Origin of the sequence: Shewanella sp. NIFS-20-20 (assembly GCF_019209865.1) — a bacterium.
Classification (GTDB): Bacteria; Pseudomonadota; Gammaproteobacteria; order Enterobacterales; family Shewanellaceae; genus Shewanella.
On the sequence record NZ_JAHUTT010000035.1, the window covers coordinates 1 to 18,512 of the forward strand.

At 46.9% G+C, this 18,512-nt stretch carries 14 protein-coding genes and 4 tRNA genes; 11 read left to right on the forward strand and 7 right to left on the reverse strand.

Annotated features, from left to right (window positions below):
- Positions 1–155: 155 nt before the first annotated feature.
- A complete protein-coding gene (gene pyk, locus KU855_RS11790; protein ID WP_218530488.1) occupies positions 156–1,595 on the reverse strand; it encodes a pyruvate kinase in 1,440 nt (479 codons plus the stop codon).
- Between the two features lie 251 nt (positions 1,596–1,846).
- A complete protein-coding gene (locus tag KU855_RS11795) occupies positions 1,847–2,701 on the reverse strand; it encodes a MurR/RpiR family transcriptional regulator (protein WP_218530489.1) in 855 nt (284 codons plus the stop codon).
- A gap of 316 nt (positions 2,702–3,017) precedes the next feature.
- Here KU855_RS11795 and zwf point away from each other — a divergent pair, with 316 nt between their 5' ends.
- From zwf to KU855_RS11815, 4 genes are read left to right on the forward strand one after another with little or no spacing between them, the layout of a single operon-like run.
- Positions 3,018–4,484, forward strand: coding sequence for a glucose-6-phosphate dehydrogenase (gene zwf, locus KU855_RS11800; RefSeq protein WP_218530490.1), 1,467 nt, complete (start codon positions 3,018–3,020; stop codon positions 4,482–4,484).
- Positions 4,485–4,491: 7 nt separating this feature from the next.
- Complete coding sequence (gene pgl / locus KU855_RS11805; protein ID WP_218530491.1) at positions 4,492–5,196, forward strand: 6-phosphogluconolactonase; 705 nt, start codon at positions 4,492–4,494, stop codon at positions 5,194–5,196.
- 10 nt (positions 5,197–5,206) lie between these two features.
- Positions 5,207–7,033, forward strand: coding sequence for a phosphogluconate dehydratase (gene edd, locus KU855_RS11810; RefSeq protein ID WP_218530492.1), 1,827 nt, complete (start codon positions 5,207–5,209; stop codon positions 7,031–7,033).
- 19 nt (positions 7,034–7,052) lie between these two features.
- Positions 7,053–7,694, forward strand: a complete 642-nt coding sequence (locus tag KU855_RS11815) for a bifunctional 4-hydroxy-2-oxoglutarate aldolase/2-dehydro-3-deoxy-phosphogluconate aldolase (protein ID WP_218530493.1) — start codon at positions 7,053–7,055, stop codon at positions 7,692–7,694.
- A 231-nt stretch (positions 7,695–7,925) separates the two neighbouring features.
- Here KU855_RS11815 and gap read toward each other — a convergent pair whose 3' ends face one another.
- Entirely contained in the window at positions 7,926–8,936 is a 1,011-nt protein-coding gene (gene gap, locus KU855_RS11820; RefSeq protein ID WP_218530494.1) for a type I glyceraldehyde-3-phosphate dehydrogenase, read from the reverse strand.
- Between the two features lie 178 nt (positions 8,937–9,114).
- Entirely contained in the window at positions 9,115–9,954 is an 840-nt protein-coding gene (locus KU855_RS11825; protein ID WP_218530495.1) for a DUF2989 domain-containing protein, read from the reverse strand.
- 243 nt (positions 9,955–10,197) lie between these two features.
- Between KU855_RS11825 and KU855_RS11830 the strand changes: the two genes are divergently transcribed.
- From KU855_RS11830 to KU855_RS11845, 4 genes are all read left to right on the forward strand, one after another.
- Positions 10,198–11,640 (forward strand): glyceraldehyde-3-phosphate dehydrogenase, encoded by a 1,443-nt coding sequence (locus tag KU855_RS11830; RefSeq protein WP_218530496.1) that lies wholly within the window; start codon positions 10,198–10,200, stop codon positions 11,638–11,640.
- Between the two features lie 179 nt (positions 11,641–11,819).
- Positions 11,820–11,895, forward strand: a tRNA-Gly gene (locus KU855_RS11835).
- A gap of 22 nt (positions 11,896–11,917) precedes the next feature.
- Positions 11,918–11,991, forward strand: a tRNA-Cys gene (locus KU855_RS11840).
- A 40-nt stretch (positions 11,992–12,031) separates the two neighbouring features.
- Positions 12,032–12,117, forward strand: a tRNA-Leu gene (locus tag KU855_RS11845).
- A gap of 107 nt (positions 12,118–12,224) precedes the next feature.
- On the opposite strand, the gene rnhA is transcribed toward KU855_RS11845, so the two are convergent.
- Positions 12,225–12,695, reverse strand: a complete 471-nt coding sequence (rnhA, locus tag KU855_RS11850) for a ribonuclease HI (protein WP_218530497.1) — start codon at positions 12,693–12,695, stop codon at positions 12,225–12,227.
- A gap of 69 nt (positions 12,696–12,764) precedes the next feature.
- Here rnhA and dnaQ point away from each other — a divergent pair, with 69 nt between their 5' ends.
- The 3 genes from dnaQ to KU855_RS11865 all read left to right on the forward strand — a co-directional run bounded on the left by dnaQ (position 12,765) and on the right by KU855_RS11865 (position 15,011).
- The gene (gene dnaQ / locus KU855_RS11855; protein ID WP_218530498.1) at positions 12,765–13,493 is read left to right on the forward strand and encodes a DNA polymerase III subunit epsilon; all 729 of its coding nucleotides are present in this window, start codon (positions 12,765–12,767) and stop codon (positions 13,491–13,493) included.
- A gap of 1 nt (position 13,494) precedes the next feature.
- Positions 13,495–14,835 (forward strand): TIGR03503 family protein, encoded by a 1,341-nt coding sequence (locus tag KU855_RS11860; protein WP_218530499.1) that lies wholly within the window; start codon positions 13,495–13,497, stop codon positions 14,833–14,835.
- A 99-nt stretch (positions 14,836–14,934) separates the two neighbouring features.
- Positions 14,935–15,011: transfer RNA gene (locus KU855_RS11865), tRNA-Asp, on the forward strand.
- A gap of 198 nt (positions 15,012–15,209) precedes the next feature.
- On the opposite strand, the gene KU855_RS11870 is transcribed toward KU855_RS11865, so the two are convergent.
- On the reverse strand, positions 15,210–16,583 hold the full coding sequence (locus tag KU855_RS11870; protein ID WP_218530500.1) for an L-cystine transporter: 1,374 nt from the start codon (positions 16,581–16,583) through the stop codon (positions 15,210–15,212).
- A gap of 588 nt (positions 16,584–17,171) precedes the next feature.
- Complete coding sequence (gene emrD / locus KU855_RS11875) at positions 17,172–18,389, reverse strand: multidrug efflux MFS transporter EmrD (protein WP_218530501.1); 1,218 nt, start codon at positions 18,387–18,389, stop codon at positions 17,172–17,174.
- Positions 18,390–18,512 lie beyond the last annotated feature (123 nt).

The following is an 18,512-nucleotide window of genomic DNA, read 5'->3' on the forward strand; positions in this document are numbered from 1 at the left end:
ATGCGAGACAGTTCAAGCTTGATGGGAAACGGGATAGGGCCTATCCACGTGCGTTAAAAATGAGTAAAAACAAGTATCCCATTAAGTCTAAGAAAAATGCCGTTCACACTAAGTGAACGGCATTAGCAATTAGCGGGTTTTTTATTGAGGCAAAATTAGGCAACGATTAACACTTTACAGGTGTTGGTGCCACCCACGGTTTCCATGGCATCGCCTTTAGTCAGCAATACCATATCACCAGAGGTTAAATAGCCTGCGGCGGTTAGTTGCTCTAACGCGACACGGTGCACTTGACCATCTGTGGTGGTTGTGGAATCAAAATACACGGGTTGCACACCGCGATACAGCGCCATTTTAGCTAAGGTCGTTTCATGACGGGACAAGCCAAAAATAGGCAAGGAAGAACTGATCCGCGACATGAGCAGGGGGGTGGCACCAGACTCGGTCAGTGCGATAATCGCTTTTACACCTTCTAAATGGTTGGCCGCGTACATGGTAGATAACGCGATGGTTTCTTCGATTGAGGTAAAGCGCGAATCTAAACGATGCTTAGATACTTTCACGCTTGGATGCGCTTCAGCCCCTAAACAGACGTTGGCCATGGCTTTGACGGTTTCTTCAGGAAAATCACCCGCCGCAGTTTCTGCCGATAACATCACGGCATCGGTACCATCGAGTACGGCGTTGGCCACATCCATGACTTCAGCACGGGTTGGCATCGGACTTGTGATCATCGATTCCATCATTTGCGTGGCAGTGATCACAATTTTATTGAGCTGACGTGAACGGCTGATCAATTTCTTTTGGACGGCGACTAATGCCGCATCACCAATTTCAACCCCTAAGTCACCCCGTGCCACCATAACGGCATCAGAGGCTAAAATCACATCATCCATGGCTTCATCGGTCGCCACGGCTTCGGCACGTTCAACCTTGGCAACAATCAGGGCATTACTGCCCGCTTCTTGTGCTAAACGGCGCGCATAATCTAAATCTGCACCACTGCGAGGGAACGATACCGCTAAGTAATCGACTTTGATGAGTGCCGCGGTTTTAATGTCGGCAATGTCTTTTTCGGTTAATGCCGCGGCTGACAAACCGCCGCCTTTTTTGTTGATCCCTTTATTGTTTGATAAAGGACCGGCAACGACTACGCGAGTATGAACTTGGCGACCTATGACTTGCTCAACACATAGCTGAACTCGGCCATCATCTAACATTAAAATGTCACCAATGTTGACGTCATCAGGAAGGGCTTTGTAATCAATACCGACTTGATGCTCGTCACCCAAACCTTTGGCTAGTTCCGCATCCAGTACAAACTTATGCCCAATCGGTAAATAGACTTTTTGATTGTCTTTAAAGGTAGAAACTCGGATTTTAGGGCCTTGTAAGTCACCAAGAATAGCAACATGGACACCTAATTCACGGGCAATGGCACGCACTTGATCAGCGCGTAGCTGATGATCTTCAGCTGAACCGTGGGAAAAATTCATACGTACAACATTTGCCCCCGCGGCGATAATACGACGTAGGTTATCATCGCGATCGGTCGCAGGGCCTAGGGTAGTCACAATTTTAGTTCTGCGGAACATAATACACTCCGTTGGTTTCTGAAACGGGTAAAGCATCTTGAGTCAATAGTATCAGACTAGTGGCTTAAATGTAGTAAAATTACATATAAATTATGCCACTAAAAAAATTGTATTTTGTGAGATAGCACTAATTTTAGTCACTTTGGTAAGAAAGCCTAACGTTAACTGGCTGCGCCATCAGCTTTCTTACAAAAAAAACCGCAAACTGTGTTTGCGGCATTTAATTTCAGTAATGATCTCAATGTGATGCTTTATAGATGATGGTCAATATGAATGCGAGATTCTTTCAGCGCTTCTTTCACTCGCTTTAAGCTATCACGGAATCTTGGGCCGCGACGTAAGGTGAATCCGGTGGCTAATACATCGACCACGACCAATTGGGCTAAGCGCGAGGCCATTGGCAGATACATATCAGTATCCTCTGGCACTTCTAAGGTCACCGGCAGGGTACATTCATTGGCTAATGGCGAGTTTCGGGTAGTAATGGCAATCACGGCGGCGCCATTTTCACGGGCTAACTTGGCCATATCCACTAAGGAGCGTGTGCGGCCTGTGTGTGAAATTAACACCACGACATCGCCTTCGGTACTATTAATACAGCTCATGCGTTGCATTAACACATCATCAAAACACAAGACGGGGACATTAAATCGGAAAAATTTGTTTTGGGCATCGTGTGCCACCGAGGCTGACGCCCCCAGACCGAAGAAGGAAATCTTTTTGGCTTGGGTTAAGATATCGACCGCTTTATTGATGGCGGCAATATCAATGCTTTGACGAGCGGTATCTAAGGAGGCCATGGATGATTCGAAGATTTTTGTGGTGTAAGACTCGGGCGAATCATCTTCTTCTACATGACGGCTGACATAAGGAGTACCATTAGCCAAGCTTTGCGCTAAATGAAGTTTAAAGTCAGGGAATCCTTTAGTGTCTAAACGGCGACAGAAACGGTTAACTGTGGGCTCACTGACATCGGCCATCTTAGCTAAGGTTGCTATGCTGGAGTGAATAGCGGTTTGCGGAGAAGCGAGAATCACTTCTGCGACTTTACGTTCTGATTTGCTAAAATGACTGAGGTTTTTTTGAACCTTTTCTAGTGTATTCATGAGCCTGTATCCGCTTGAATTTCATTTATGTAATTTTATTTTTTGAAGGCGATCAAAATTGGCACAAATAATTTGTTTTACTTTCAGAACAGCAAGTTTGCCAATTCATTGTAATCGCCGATAAGGGCTTGCTTACTCAGGGAGTTAGCAAAGAAAATCATAACAGATAACTATCACGGCTGACCAGTTGCTCTGTGTTAGAATATTTAAAAAATCTTGGTGCAAATACTAAATTCTGTTGTTATATTACAACAAAACAGTGGGTTTCCTCACAGTTTGATCAGGGAACTCGGTGACTTAAGGAGAGTTTGTAGCAATGAGCAAAACGACATCCACCAAAGCCTGTGACTTTGTCCTGTTTGGTACTAAAGGTGATTTAGCTCGACGTAAGCTGTTACCGTCTTTATATCAACTCGATAAAGCTAACCTATTAGATCCAAACACGCGGATTATTGGGGTTGCTAAAGACGATTTCAGTCACGACGACTTTATCGCATTGGTCAATACGGCGTTGACCACCTTCGTCAAAGATAGCTTGTGTGATGATACGCTGGCACGCTTTATTAAACGTTGTCATTATATTGGTACTAATTTTACAGATTCCGCCGGTTACCAAGCATTCCATCAACTGCTTCACCCCGACCATGTCATGGTGAATTACTTTGCTACCCCTCCTGCAATTTTTGGCGATATCTGTCGCGCCTTATATGACCAACAACTGATCAAGCCTGATACCCGAGTCGTGCTGGAAAAACCCATTGGCTCAGATTTAGCCTCATCGAAAGTCATTAATGACCAAGTGTCGGCTTACTTCAATGAAAATCAGGTGTACCGCATTGATCACTATTTAGGCAAGGAAACCGTACAAAACCTGATTGCCTTGCGTTTTGCTAACTCCTTATTTGCGTCTAAGTGGGATAACCGCACCATCGACCATGTCCAGATCACTGTGGCTGAAGAAGTCGGCATTGAAGGTCGCTGGGGCTACTTTGATAAAGCGGGTCAAATGCGGGATATGATCCAAAACCACTTATTACAAGTGTTGACATTAGTCGCCATGGATCCGCCGGTGAATTTGGATGCTGATTCTATTCGTGACGAAAAAGTTAAAGTGCTCAAGTCATTGCGACCCATCAACGCCGATAATGTATATGAAAACACCGTGCGTGGTCAGTACACGGCTGGATTCTTAAAAGGCTCACCAGTGCCAGGCTATCTTGAAGAAGAAGATGCCAACATTCACTCAAACACTGAAAGCTTCGTGGCCTTACGTGTCGATATTGATAACTGGCGTTGGGCTGGCGTGCCTTTTTACCTGCGTAGTGGCAAGCGCATGCCATTTAAGAGCTCTGAAATTGTGGTGTATTTTAAAAATCCGCCCCACAATTTGTATCGCGCCAGCTGCCGCAACCTGCCACCGAATAAACTCACTATTCGGTTGCAGCCCCATGAAGGGGTTGAGATCCAGATGATGAATAAGGTTCCTGGGCTTGAGCAATCAACGCGCTTGCAAACCACTAAATTAGACTTAAGCTTCACCGATACTTTTAAAAACGAACGTATTGCCGATGCTTACGAGCGTTTATTACTTGAAGCCATGTTGGGCAATCAGGCGCTATTTGTGCGACGTGACGAGGTTGAACAAGCATGGAAATGGGTCGATGGCATTATCCAAGCTTGGGAAATGAGCAATGAACGACCTAAATCCTATCCAGCAGGTACGTGGGGCCCAGTGGCCTCGGTGGCACTAATCACCAAAGACGGCCGGTCTTGGGACGAGTGAGGCAGACATGATCTCAGAAACAGTGTTTAAATCGTTTGACTCAACCACTGACCTTGAAGTGCAATTAGCTGAACGCATTGCTGATCAATTGCAACAAGCGGTGGATAGTCGTGGTCGAGCAAGTTTGGTGGTGTCTGGTGGCTCTACGCCGTTGAAACTGTTCCAACTGCTTAGTCAAAAAGCCATCGATTGGAGTGATGTCTACATTACTCTTGCCGATGAGCGCTGGGTCGAGCTGTACGATAGAGACTCAAATGAAGCCTTAGTGCGTGCCAATTTACTCCAAGGCTTAGCCGCCAATGCTAAGTTTTGTGGCCTAAAGAATATGTATGCGACCCCCGAAGAAGGCGCGCCGATGGTGAGCGGTTCGCTGGCGCATTTTCCGCGGCCGTTTGATGTTGTCATATTAGGGATGGGCAATGATGGCCATACCTGTTCTTGGTTTCCTTGCGCGGATGTAAATCAGTTACAACGGGCATTGGATACCCAAGAGCTATGTTGCGCGGTAACCCCGACGACAGCGCCTCATGCGCGGATAACCCTCTCGCGCTCTGCCATATTACACAGCCGCCAAATCTATTTACATTTGGTGGGTGATAGCAAACTTTCAGTGTATCGCCAAGCGCTCAGCGGTGACGATATTCACGCCATGCCAATTCGCGCAGTGTTGGCACAACACAAGACTCCAGTAGATGTCTACTGGAGTGCTTAAGGAGGCAAGAATGCACTCAGTAGTAACCGCGGTCACCGATAGAATTATCGCCCGTAGTCGAACAAGTCGTGAGCTTTATTTACGGGCGTTAGATGAGGCCAGAGCCAATGGTGTTCATCGTTCAAGCTTAAGCTGCGGTAATTTAGCTCATGGATTTGCCGCCTGTAGTCCAGCGGACAAAAACAGTTTACAGCAGTTCACTAAGGCCAACATCGGCATCATTACTGCTTACAATGATATGTTGTCGGCTCATCAACCGTACGCCGATTACCCTGCCTTATTAAAGGCCGCTTGTCATGAGATTGGCAGTGTGGCACAGGTGGCTGGTGGGGTTCCTGCCATGTGTGATGGTGTGACCCAGGGTCAACCCGGCATGGAGTTAAGCCTGCTCAGCCGTGAAGTCATTGCGATGGCGACCGCGGTGGGCTTGTCTCACAATATGTTCGATGGCGCTTTATTACTAGGCATTTGCGATAAAATTGTGCCTGGATTATTAATCGGCGCACTGAGCTTTGGTCATTTACCGACTTTATTTGTACCGGCAGGACCAATGCGTTCTGGGATCCCTAATAAAGAAAAAGCCCGTGTTAGACAATTATTTGCACAAGGTAAGGTCTCTCGTGATGCGCTGTTAGAGGCCGAATCTAAGAGTTATCATAGTGCCGGGACTTGTACTTTTTATGGAACAGCCAACTCTAACCAGTTAATGCTGGAAGTGATGGGCTTACAGTTACCTGGCTCTTCATTCGTGAATCCCGATGATCCATTACGCGAAGCACTTAATAAAGCGGCGGCGCGCCAAGTCTGTCGTCTGACTGAAATGGGCACTCAATATACCCCGATAGGGCAAGTCGTGAGTGAGAAGTCGATTGTTAACGGTATTGTTGCTTTATTAGCGACCGGTGGCTCGACTAACCTCACCATGCATATGGTTGCCGCAGCTAGAGCCGCGGGCATCATTATCAATTGGGATGATTTCTCTGAATTGTCCGATGCTGTGCCTTTACTGGCTAAAGTTTATCCTAATGGTCAGGCTGATATTAATCATTTCCATGCCGCCGGTGGTATGGCGTTGTTAATCCAACAGCTGCTGGATGCCGGTTTACTCCATGAAGATGTGATGACGGTGGCCGGGTTTGGCTTGCAACGTTACACCATGGAACCCAAGATCATTGATGGCGAATTAATTTGGGTTGATGGTCCTAAAACTTCCATCGATCCTGAGGTCATCACCAGCATCGACAAACCATTTCAAGAGAATGGTGGCTTAAAACTGATGAAAGGTAATCTCGGCCGAGCGGTGATCAAAGTGTCGGCGGTGTCACCTCAACATCGTGTAGTCGAAGCGCCTGCGGTGGTGATCGACGATCAAAATCAATTGGACGCTATCTTCCAAGCCGGTGAACTCAATAAAGATTGTGTTGTGGTAGTTCGAGGTCAAGGGCCGAAAGCGAACGGGATGCCAGAGTTACACAAACTGACACCTATCTTAGGTACCCTCCAAGATCAGGGCTATCGCGTCGCCTTATTAACCGATGGCCGTATGTCTGGTGCCTCAGGCAAAGTCCCTGCCGCTATCCATCTGACACCTGAAGCACTCGATGGCGGCCTGATTAGCAAAATTCACAACGGCGATTTGATCCGCGTCGATGCCCATAGCGGTGAATTGACACTCTTGGTTGATAATGACGAGTTAACCGCTCGCCAGACGGTGTTGCCATCGACACGTGACGCTAGCTTTGGCATGGGGCGTGAGTTATTTGGTGCCCTTAGAAGCCAGTTATCCAGCCCAGAAACCGGTGCGAGAAGTACTCAAGCCATCGACGAAAAGTATTAATTCCAGAGGAAATAAAGCAATGCCAGTCAACAATTGGACTTTACAACCACAGGATGTCTTTTCACGTAGCCCGATAGTACCTGTGATGGTCATTAATAATATTGAGCACGCAGTACCGTTAGCGAAAGCGTTGGTGGCGGGGGGAATTAGCGTGCTTGAAGTCACTTTACGCACGGCGTGTTCGCTTGAAGCCATTCGCCAAATCGCTACCGAAGTCCCCGAAGCCTTAGTTGGTGCGGGCACCATTTTAACCGAAGAGCAATTACAACAAGCGGTTGATGCGGGAGCACAATTTGCTATCACGCCTGGGGCAACACCGGCGTTACTCAAAGCCGCGATGGCAGGCACTGTTCCACTGATCCCTGGGGTTGCGAGTATCTCAGAGGTGATGGTTGGTATGGATTTGGGCTATACCCATTTTAAGTTCTTCCCCGCTGAAGCGTCTGGCGGTGTTAATGCCTTAAAAGCCTTTGCCGGCCCCTTAGCCGACATTCGTTTTTGCCCAACCGGTGGGATCACCCCGAGTAGCTATCGTGACTATTTAGCCTTGGCCAATGTTGATTGTATCGGTGGCAGCTGGATTGCCCCGACCGATGCAATGGATGCTGGCGATTGGCAGCGGATCACTGATTTATGTAAAAGCGCGCTTGCTGGGCTATAAATTCAGTTAACCGAGATAAAAATACCGCCAATTGGCGGTATTTTTGTAGGGTAATTAAACGCAACTTAGTGGTGGCCCCGACGTTACAGGCCGCTTAGTTTGGCTGGCGATGAGTCTATTGATAGGCAGTATTAGTCAGTCACTCCCACGAGATCTCATGCTATTGACTTGTGGATAGCAGAGACAAAAAAACCTGCCGAAGCAGGTTTTTATTATTGATGCCAACTGGGATTACTTGGCATTCATCAAAGCAACGGCGTTGTCCAGCATACGATTGCTGAAACCCCATTCATTGTCATACCAAGCCATGACCTTGACTAAACGACCACGAACGCGGGTTTGAGTCGCATCGAAATTCGAAGAGTAGGGATTATGGTTGAAGTCGATAGACACTAAGGGTTCTTTGTTGATAGCCAAGGCTTCTGACAATGGGAATTGCGCTGCCGCTTTTTCGACGATGGCATTGACTTCTTCAATGGTGGTATCACGCGAGGCGATAAACGACAGATCCACTAACGACACATTCACGGTAGGAACGCGCACGGCTAAACCATCGAATTTACCTTGCAATTCTGGCACTACGAGGCCAACGGCTGCTGCCGCGCCAGTTTGGGTTGGGATCATTGACATGGCGGCTGCACGGGCACGACGCAAATCGGTATGGTACACATCCGAAAGACGCTGATCGTTAGTGTAAGCATGGATGGTGGTCATCAAGCCTGACTCAATACCAATGGCATCATTTAACGGCTTAGCAAAAGGCGCTAAACAGTTAGTGGTACAAGAGGCATTAGAAATAACCGTCATATCAGCGGTCAACACGTCTTGGTTAACACCATAAACCACAGTCGCATCCACATTCTTACCGGGTGCAGAAATAATGACTTTTTTTGCACCGGCATTTAAGTGAGGTTGAACCGCTTCTTTTGAAGTGAAAATACCGGTACATTCAAAGACTACATCCACATTGAGTTCGGCCCAAGGTAAGTTAGCCGGATCACGCTCTTGGAATGTCAGAATTTTATCCTGATTAACATAAATGGCTTCGGCATCATGCTCCACTTTAGCGTTAAAGCGACCATGAACAGAGTCATACTTAGTGAGGTGGGCGTTAATCGAAGCGTCGCCAAGATCGTTGATGGCAACAATTTGAATTGGATAATCTTTTTCGCTTTCGTATAAAGCACGCAGGACATTACGGCCGATACGGCCATAGCCGTTAATTGCAACGCGGATAGTCATCTCATATCCCTCTGGTGATTGGAAAAAACATCTGGTTGTAAACTTACCAAATTGAGGGCGGTGGTCAAGCTAATTGTCGGTGTTCGTCGCGATAATTCACCAATATAAGTAATTTTTTTACAAAAAGTTGACTAACAACAAGTATCGTCGTGCTGGGAAGGAAATTGAAGGGAGTCATTTAAGGGGCGGGGGTTTGGCTTTCTAATTCACGTCTGAGCGTACTGGCGGGATAATCGCCATCGTTGAGCAAGGTGGCCAACTGCGCCGCTTTCATATTTAACCGCTTAATATCAATAGGGTTATCGCCAAGTATGGCTAGTAATTGGGATTCATTGACATCGAGTTCACTAAAATACGTGTGGGTACGAATAAATAAATAGTTTGCCTCGCGATTATTCAGGCGCTGATTGCTGTTGGCTAATCCGAGTAACCAGCTAGGGTTAAAATCTTGGGGTTCCGACTGGGCGAGGGCGGCTAAATACAATGTCGTGGCACGAGCTGGGTCAAATTTCTCATAATATGCGCCGAGCGCAGCCACCAAGATGGCATTTGGCAAGCCCCGTTGCTGATATTGTTGTTCGAGACGATCAAATGCAGCCTTATCGCCGAATCGCAACCAATGATAATAGCTAAGGTAGGGGTCACTATTGTCTCGGGTGGTGCTTTGTAATTCAGCAAGGGTTTGTGAGCTATCGACAAAGGCCTTAGTGCGCTCTTGAGTGCGCTCAGGTGTCATGATGTGTTCGACATTGGCGAAGATTTCAAGGCAGCGATTATAGCCCTCTAGCGCCAATAACAACTGAAATTGTTGTTCACCCGCCACCGACACCTGCTCGATTAACGCCAATCGTTGGTCGATAAGTACGCGCCTTTCCAGCTTACACCAAGAATCTTGATGTAAGTCATGACAAATTTGAGGATTATTCTTACACAATTTGGCCAGGCCTTCGGGTCTATCACAAGCACTTAGGCAAACTAAGGTCAAGATTGGTGTAAACATTACAAAATATGGCTTCAAACCCGCATCCTTTCGGTGTTTTTTACTTGTAAAATTACATATTTAGCAAAAATATGGTGCTGGATTGCTTAGGCTAATTTCATTACACTATCGCCGACCAACAACGAGCTATATCAGCGATTTAACCATCTCTGTACCCTAGCCAAATGCACTATGCATACTAATTAAGTATTGGTCTCTTCTTTTTGTTACTCAAGCCTTTCTGTTAAGAAAGATGAAAAAGTGAGATTAAAGGATCTGTAAATGAGCGCTGATAAACATCTACAAAGCTGGCAAGAACGTTTTGAATTGGCTGAGGCCATGCAACCCCTGTTAGGTAAACTCTATCGTAACCAAGGGGTCGAGGTAGTGGTCTATGGCCGTCCTTTATTAGGTGCTTCTACCATTGACATTATTAAAGCGCATCGTCTAGTTCGCCGCCATGTGGGCGATAAATTGCGTTTACGTGAAAGCTTTCCTTTCCTCGAGGCCTTAAGCAAACTGGATGTGAAGCACTGTAAAGTTGATATTGGCAAACTGGCAGTAAAATATTGGCGTAATCATAGTGATGTGACTGAACTTCAAACCTACATGGCGTCAGAGTTAAACGATGTGATTAGCCAAAGCGGTGACAATGAGCCAAGAGATGTGGTCTTGTATGGTTTTGGTCGTATTGGCCGCTTATTGGCGCGCTTACTGATTGAACGCAGTGGTAGCAGTAACCTACTGCGCCTGCGTGCCATTGTCCTGCGCGGTGGTCGTAAAGGTGATTTAGAGAAGCGTGCAAGTTTGCTCCGTCGTGACTCGGTACATGGTCCATTTAACGGTTCTGTCGAAGTCGATGAAGAAAACAATGCGCTGATTGCCAATGGTACCTATATCCAAGTTATTTATGCCAATGGTCCTAGTGAAGTTGATTACACCAAATACGGCATCGAGCGCGCATTGGTGGTTGATAACACCGGTATTTGGAAAGATGAAGCCGGCCTTGGTCAGCATTTAGCGTGTCCTGGTGTGGAAAAAGCCTTGTTAACGGCTCCTGCTAAGGGCGACATTAAGAACATCGTATTTGGTGTCAATGAACAAGATATTTTAGATAGCGATATGATAGTGTCAGCTGCGAGCTGTACTACCAATGCCATTACCCCGGTGTTGAAAGCTATCAATGATCAATTTGGTATTGAAAATGGTCATGTTGAAACCATTCATTCATATACCAACGATCAAAATCTGATTGATAACTATCACAGTGCTGATCGTCGTGGTCGCAGTGCGCCATTAAACATGGTCATTACTGAGACCGGTGCCGCAAAAGCCGTGGCGAAAGCCTTGCCCGTATTGAAAGGTCGTTTAACGGGTAACGCCATCCGTGTACCGACCCCGAATGTATCGATGGCGATATTAAGTTTGAACTTAGCGAGTGAAGTGTCTAAAGACAGTATCAATGACTATATTCGCCATGTTGCCTTACATTCGAGCTTACAAAATCAAATTGATTACACCGAATCGACTGAGATTGTGTCTAGTGATCTCGTGGGTTCACGATATGCCGGTGTTTTTGATTCGCAAGCGACCATTGCTGAAGAAAAACGTGCCACCTTATATGTTTGGTATGACAATGAATTTGGTTATAGTTGCCAGGTGGTAGGGGTTATGCAGAAGATGTTAGGTCTGCAATATCCATCCTTGCCACTGGGTGATAATTAATTATCTTGATAAAAAAGGCGCGAAAGCGCCTTTTTTGTTGGAATAAACAGCGCCTTGATGGTTTAATAGTCGCTTGATTCGAATTTATAATTTTATTGCCTTTTTGCGATTGACTGGCGAGGGGATTCAGGTAGAATGCGTCTCGTAGTCAAGGGGAAGCTCCTGATTAACAAGTGAATGCGGCATTAGCTCAGTTGGTAGAGCGATACCTTGCCAAGGTATAGGTCATCGGTTCGAACCCGATATGCCGCTCCAATCTTTGATTGGTTCACATTATGGCGCGATGGCAGAATGGCTATGCTGCGGATTGCAAATCCGTCGATCTCGGTTCGACTCCGGGTCGCGCCTCCACACTGTTTTAGATTGAATGCTGATGCGTTGAATCGAAAATGCCCGAGTGGTGGAATCGGTAGACACAAGGGATTTAAAATCCCTCGCTGAATAAGCGTGCCAGTTCAAGTCTGGCCTCGGGTACCATCTTTAGATGACAAAAAAGCCTCAACGAAAGTTGGGGCTTTTTTGTTTGTAAAGATTTCGCGGCATTAAATAAGCGACATGAGCCGCTTATTCAACGTGATAATGAATTAAGGCTGATAGCCCTCATCAATATCGCTAGGCGCCGCTTCGGCAGCTTGACGAGCGAGCAAGTCACAACGCTCGTTTTCAGGATGACCGGCGTGACCTTTAACCCATTGCCAATCGATTTCATGTTGTTGACGCGCGGCATCAAGGCGCAGCCATAAGTCGACATTTTTGACCGGCGCCTTGCTGGCGGTTTTCCAGCCTTTGGCTTTCCACCCGTGGATCCACTGGGTGATCCCTTGGCGCATGTACTGGCTATCACTGGTCAGTACTATGGTACAAGGCTCTTTCAGCGCTTCGAGTGCCACGATGGGAGCCAGCAACTCCATGCGGTTATTGGTGGTTAATTGAAAGCCATGAGACAGTTCTTTGAGGTGTTGGTTAAATTTCATCACCACACCATAACCACCAGGCCCTGGGTTACCGAGGCAAGAACCGTCAGTAAAAATATGAACAAGTTTTCGTTGAGGCATCAGCTTGCTATTATGGGAAATCTTGTTTTCGATTATAACCCTATCCCTTGTAAGAGGCTGCAAGTTATTATGAATATTATCTCCAGCGCCAGTCGCCAAATTATTCTCGATACCGAAACAACGGGTATGAATCAGGGCAGTGGTCCGATTTATAAAGGTCACCGTGTCATCGAGATTGGTGGCGTAGAAATGATCAATCGTAAACTCACGGGGCGCCATTACCATCAATACATCAATCCTCAGCAATTAATTGACGCCGAAGCTATCGGTGTTCACGGCATTACAGATGCTTTTGTGGCAGATAAGCCGACGTTTGCGCAAATTGCGCAAAGTTTTCTAGATTTTGTCGATGGCGCTGAAATTGTTGCCCACAACGCTCCCTTTGATATTAGCTTCTTAGATCATGAATTGGGGATGTTGAACCCGCAAGGTCCGCAACTGGCCGAGATCTGCGGTGTACTTGATTCTTTAGATATCGCTAAGTTTTTACACCCAGGCCAAAAAAATAACCTTGATGCATTATGTAAACGTTATCATATAGATAACAGTCGTCGTGATTTACACGGCGCGTTACTCGATGCTGAAATTCTTGCCGATGTTTATCTGGCGATGACCGGTGGACAAACAAAACTGGAATTATCGAGTGAAGAGGCGGGGCAAGAACGAGGGGATGTGATGCGTTTGGCACAAAACCGTAATGCGCTTAAAGTTATTCGAGCCAATGCCGATGTTATGAGTATTCATGAGTCTCGACTTGACCTAGTGGCCAAATCAGGGAAGTGCCTCTGGAGAGGATAACTTGCATAAATATAGAGTTAGAAGGTGGGCGCTTGCTTCTCTACTGTACTTAGGGTGTTTGCCGTTAAGTGCTACGGACGCGCCAACTGCCAGTGACGCCGACGACAGTGCACCGTTGAGCCTGATAGCGCCCAGTGCTATTGCCGAACTTAAGCACAGGTTTCGTATTGATTATATGGTCGAGAGCATCACCATATTGATAAAGCGTCAATATGAGACGAGTCCAGTGGTATTAATTTTACCCGATGGCACAAAGTGGTATTCCAATCGGCACCCAGAGACAGTGCAGTGGGTTGATGGTATCGCCAGCGATATCATCACTATCCATAACCCTATGCCGGGTCCCTGGCAAATCCTTGGACAATTGGCCCCAGGCTCCACTATCGAAAAATTATCTGAGCTCTCAGTAGAAATCGACCCCTTACCCGCCCCCATATATCAAGGTGAGCGCATTAAAGTCAGCGCCAGACTGTTGTCGGGCGAGAAGTTAATGTCGATGCCTGGGATGGATTATTTGATCGACTGGCAAGGCAAACTGATCAGTAATCAGCGACCTGGCGATGAAAATTTTGCCGTAGGCAGCTACAAAGCCGGTCGCTATTTCGATAACGGCGAAATGCTCGATGAGCGTCCTGATGATGGTATTTTTACCGGTAATCTCAATCTAAATCGTCCGTGGGGCCATTATACCTTTCAAGTATTAGCCAAGAATCGGGTGTTTGAGCGCGAATTCAATATTCCAATTGAGTTGCTACCTCAACCAATTAAAGTGAGTATTATTGAACCCTTGGATCTCATTCAAGGCCCATGGCGGGTCAATATCGAGGTTGATGATCAGCATGTTCGGGCCCCTGATTCTCATGTCGAGCTCACCGTCGTTGGCCCAACGGATCAATGGCCATTGCCGTTAGTCGTGCTTGTGCCCGGCACTAACATTATTGATTTACCGCCACTCGCCGACGCTGGCGGTTATCGGATTGAAGGCTCCATAGCATCAACAACCGTTGCTGGTCGTGAGATAGTGCTATCGTTAGACGACTTATTTTTTAATATTCCACTGCCTCCGCCGGTTGAACCAAGCCCTGCTGAACTGGCTAAGCAAGCGGCAGAAGTCGCGGATGCGCAAACCATCGCTGCCCGTAGTGATGCCCAGTTTTGGATTATCACCATTAATGTGACCTTGTTACTCCTTGGGTTAGTCGGGCTGTTAATCTGGCGAAAACGGCAAACGATGGCGCAAGCGATGGCATTAGCTGAAAGTCGTATGTTGGCTCAACAACAAGTTAAACCTAATACTAAACCCGCGACGGTGGATCTTAACGCCGAAGGCGCCTCGAGCTAATTGAATGACACTGGGTTGTATAAAAAATAGCTAAGCAGTTATTTTGATGATAAAAAAGTGTTGACCAGCACCATGGTTGTTAATAATATAGCCGCCATTGGAGCGGTAGTTCAGTTGGTTAGAATACCGGCCTGTCACGCCGGGGGTCGCGGGTTCGAGTCCCGTCCGCTCCGCCAATATTTAAAAAGCCCAAACGATATTCGTTTGGGCTTTTTGCTATGTGCGCCCAAACCTTGTCGCTTTCACGCTCATTTGATCCAACCCTGATCTGCGCAGCTAAACGTGCAGCAGTGAGGTGCATTAGCCGCTTAATATGCAACAAGGCCATACATCAATGTATGGCCTTTTTTGTACCAACTCACTTACGGGCAATACTAGCTCACGCTTTTATTTGCCGTGATGTCACTCTCCGTGGGCTCGGCGCTTAGGCCTAGCACTCGACTGGTGACCGTACCTGATGTCATTGCACCACTGACATTGATAGCGGTGCGGCCCATATCTATCAAGGGTTCAATCGAAATCAACAAGCCTGCGAGTGCAACCGGCATGCCTAATGTCGAAAGGACAATAATCGCGGCGAATGTGGCGCCGCCGCCAACCCCTGCAATCCCAAATGAACTGACCGTTACGACTAACACCAAGGTGGCGATAAACGATGGATCTAAGGGGTTAATACCTACGGAAGGGGCAATCATCACCGCTAGCATGGCTGGGTATAAACCGGCGCAACCATTTTGGCCCATAGTGGCACCAAATGATGCGGAAAAATTGGCCACCCCGGGATGATTTTTGAGCTTAGTGATCTGGGTTTCAATATTCAGTGGAATGGTGCCAGCAGATGATCGTGAAGTGAAAGCAAACATCAAGGCTGGCGCCGTCTTCACCAGATAATCCCAAGGCTTGACGCCGACTAGAGCAACCAAGAGTAAATGCATCGCTAAAATCACCAACAAACCCACGTAAGAGGCGATGACAAAGTTTAATAAGGTATGGATGGCGGCGAGATCTGAGCTGGCCAGCACTTTGGCCATTAACGCCAACACACCATAAGGTGTTAACGCCAGAACTTTACGGACTAAGATGGTGATCAGTCCTTGGGCGACTTCCATAAAATGGGTAAAACTATTGCCAAGCTCAGGTTTTTTCTGGGTTAGGGTTACCGCTGACAAGCCAATGAAAATAGAAAAAATAACCACGGCAATGGTGGATGTCGGACGGCTGCCGGCGAGATCTGCAAAGGGATTGGCCGGGAAAAAGCTAATGATCATGTCGGCAATCGACAGGGTAGAGACTGAAGCCAGACGGTCTTCGAGGGCGTTGCCTCGAGCCAATTCTTGCGTGCCTTGTACAATATCATCAGCACTGAGATTAAACAGGCTGGCAATGGCAATGCCGATGAGCGCTGACACCGCGGTGGTACCTAACAAGATCCCAATACTCAATCCCGATATTTTGCCTAGAGACGAGGCGTTTTGTACTTTTAAGATAGCGCCAATAATCGACACTAATATTAAGGGCATAATGATCATCTTCAGCAAGCTAACATAGCCTGCAGCAATGATATTTATGTACTCAATGGCTTGCGAGGCAACGTCTGGACTGACAAGTGCCTGCATCGAGGCACCATAGACGACACCAAAGAGTAAGCCTACGAAAACAGATTTTGATAAGGAGTCACTGCGGCGGTGATACCATGCCAATAACGCAAGCAGTGCTAAAAAGAGCACTAAGCTGAAGATGAGAGTCATAAAACGTTCCTTCAAAAACAGACCAGCCCAACTATAGTTTTTTTGTGTCAACAGGGCTGGTTTTATCAGTAATTAACCGCATCATAACACGGGTTTTGCAACGGGGTGGAAGCTAGATTACACGCGTCACAATCGGTTGATGATATTTAAGGTTTGTATTCATCTTGCTAGATGTGATGGCCATTATAAATTACCAAAGCTGCTAAGGCTTATAGCTAAAGGTTATATAATATGATCAAAGCGGCCGTTGTTGATATTTTGTTGTTGGATTGTCAGCTGAGTAATTGTTGGGCGTGATTGTTACTCTTGTTTGCCAGAGGTGCTTAACGATAATGTGTATTTTATTTTAAACAAAAACAAGAGTTTAAACTGTTATTCGTGAGAGGGGGACGAGCGCGAGAAAGCGTTATTCTAGCCGCTAGCGATTATTTGATGCCACCTTGTTGCGCCAAGGTTGCAATGGCGCTTCGTTCATCGAATCAACCGAGGCGTGCGATCGCATGGTTTTTGACCAGACTGCCCGCCGGCAATAACTGAGCTGGCAAGTAAAGAGGGCATTGTCAGCTCATCATGGCTTAATACTTGTCGCTATAGCGGGTTCGCGCCAGTCACGCCTTTGTCTTGTTCGCAATGTTTTACCCAAGACAGCGCTATGATAACCACCATCACCATGGCTGCACATAGTAGGCCAATACTTAACTGACCGTGCATTGGCACCAGTGACATGATCAATGCCGCCATGCCGGCACCAAAGTTCTGTAAGCCGCCAAGTAAGGCACCGGCAATCCCAGCTTGACGAGGAAATGGCTCTAACGCCGCCGTTGTTAAGGTCGGGAATAAAACCCCAGCACCGCAGAAAAACAGAGTCGAGCCCACTAACAAGCTCCAACCAATGACCCAACCGGATAAGCCGGGGATCAATAAAAATAACGCGCCAGCACCTAAGAGGGCGATGCCACGATTAGTGAGCTTTCGCATAGATTGGGTTTTTGAAGCCATCAAGGCACCAATGAGGTAGCCGGGGATTGGCGCGACAAAATACACGCTGACCCAAAATGGCGTCATCTGTAGCGATTGGCCATATAACACGCCTGCAATAGCTTCAAAGGCGGCTATCCCAGCAAATGTGGCTACCAGAGACAGGACATAACCGCAAAAGGCCTTACTCCTCAGGACAATGGCATATGAGGCCAACACAGGACGTCGTTCACGCCTTGCTAATGGTAATGAGTCTTTGAACGCCAACAGTATGACTAACCAGACACAAGTACCAAATCCTGCTAGGAAGTAATAGACCCCATGCCAGCCAAAATGTGCACTCGTAACCGAACCGATAAAGGGAGCCACTAACGGCAGAAACACGACCGCCATGGATACATAACTATTGAATTGCTGTAAGGGTTTGCCAAAGTAATGATCTCTAGGAATGCTACGGCTTAACGCACCTGCTGCCGCGGTTCCCATGCCTTGCAAGGTGCTAGCAACAATTAACTGGGCAAATTGATTACTGTTAGCGGCGATAATCGCCCCGAGAATAAACAGCGCAATACCAAACAATAATGGCACTTTACGGCCGATGCGATCGGAGATTGGGCCGTAAATAAATTGGCATAAGCCATAGGCTAGAAGGTAGCTCGCCATGATCGCCTGCAGGCCAGAAGCGCCAATGTGTAAGCTATCACCTATGACTGGCAGCGCCGGTACAAAGATAGTCTGGGCCATTTGACCACAGGCAATCATTAACACCAGAACCATCAAAAGTTGCCCCATAAATGCGGGTGAGGTTGATGACTGAGGTGAGGGCATAACGGCTCCGAATAAGGGGAATGAATACAATACAGGGCGCGCATTTTACCCCCCAAAAAATGAAGTGCAAGGGCTTAACTTCATCTTGTCTAAGTATTTTTTTTACTAGTCTTGTTGGGTTTT